The organism is Mesorhizobium sp. M0998, from assembly GCF_040318885.1.
Lineage (GTDB): Bacteria > Pseudomonadota > Alphaproteobacteria > Rhizobiales > Rhizobiaceae > Mesorhizobium.
Genome location: NZ_JAMYND010000111.1, coordinates 1 through 1376, shown reverse-complemented (window position 1 = coordinate 1376; position 1376 = coordinate 1). Strand labels below are relative to the sequence as shown.

The following is a 1376-nucleotide window of genomic DNA, read 5'->3' as shown; positions in this document are numbered from 1 at the left end:
CTCCTAAAAATTTCCCTGTGGATATTGCCTCTGTGACGACTTGGTGTCGTATTCGTTTGGCTGGGGCTGAGTAGAAGTAAGCAACTTGGGCTCGGGGGAATCATGAACAAGTTGCTTGTGGGAGCGGCATTGCTTGCCGCCGGCGTCTTCGGCGCAGATACATCTTTCGTTTCTTATATTAGACACTCCACAGGAATGGCGGCCTTTGCCCAGGAGGCGCAAGGGACTTCGCCTGACCCTGGCGCACCATCCGGCGGCGGCTTCGGCAATGGCGGGGCGGCGCTGGGTTCGGGCAGCGGCGCTTCCACGACCGGCTCTTCGTCGGACCAGACACCTGCAGCAGGTACGAGAGACGGTGCTGCGGCGGGCGAGAGCCCGGATGCTGCAGCCAAGGTCGACGGCAAGCCGGCTGAGAGCGAGGCCACCGATGCCAAGACCGGCACGGCGGCCAAAACGACCGACACAGAAGCCGCACCGGAAGATGCTGCCGCAGCGACCTTGGCGACGACCACGACCACCGAGAGCGATCCCGAGGCGATCGGCACGCCGAAGGTGGATTTGCCGAAGAGTTCAGGCAATGGCAATCTGGGCTATGCCATTGGCATTGATGTTTCGGACTTCCACGGCATCGAGCCGTCGATCGCACTCAATTACAATTCTTCCCGCAAGACCAAGACCGGCGGCCTCTACCAAGGCTGGCTGGGCTATGCCTGGGGCCTTGACGGTTTTGACGTCATCGAGCGGGCAAGCCCCGGCTATGGCATGCCGGCCTTCAATGCCGGCGACATCTATCTGCTCGACGGCCAACAGCTGGTCGCCTGCGTGGCGGGCGTGGTGTCGCCGTCGTGCTCGACCAGCGGCACGCATGCGACGGAGAATGAATCCTATCGCCGCATCGCGCTCAACGGCACCACCAATGAATGGAAGGTGACCGATCGTGATGGCACCGTCTCGACCTTCCGCTCGGTCGCGGCGGTCGCGAACCTCAGCCCTTCCCCGACCATCCCAGGCAAGGACGGCGCTACAGTTGCCAATCCCGCCTATGACCTGGCCTACAATTACCGCTGGCTGCTGACCTCCGTCACCGACACCAATGGCAACAGTGTTGCCTACGGCTACACCTGTCCGGCGAGCCCGGTCTGCTATCCCGATGCGATCAGCTACAACGGCACGGTGGTAAAATTCTATCTGGAGACACGGCCCGACCTGATCCTGATGGGCAATGGCCGCGACATCTCGGAGATCAGCCAGCGCATCAAGGCGATCGGCGTCACCGTGAGCGGAACGCTGCGCAGCGCTTACAAGCTGACCTACGACCAGGCGCCGTTCTCCAACGCCTCGCGTCTGACAGCCGTCAGCCGCTACGGCACCGATGC

1 protein-coding gene is annotated in these 1376 nt (G+C 62.3%); it reads left to right on the top strand.

Annotated features, from left to right (window positions below):
• Positions 1–102: 102 nt before the first annotated feature.
• The coding region (locus NKH59_RS33315; protein WP_353024467.1) for a SpvB/TcaC N-terminal domain-containing protein at positions 103–1376 on the top strand (1274 nt) is incomplete at its 3' end.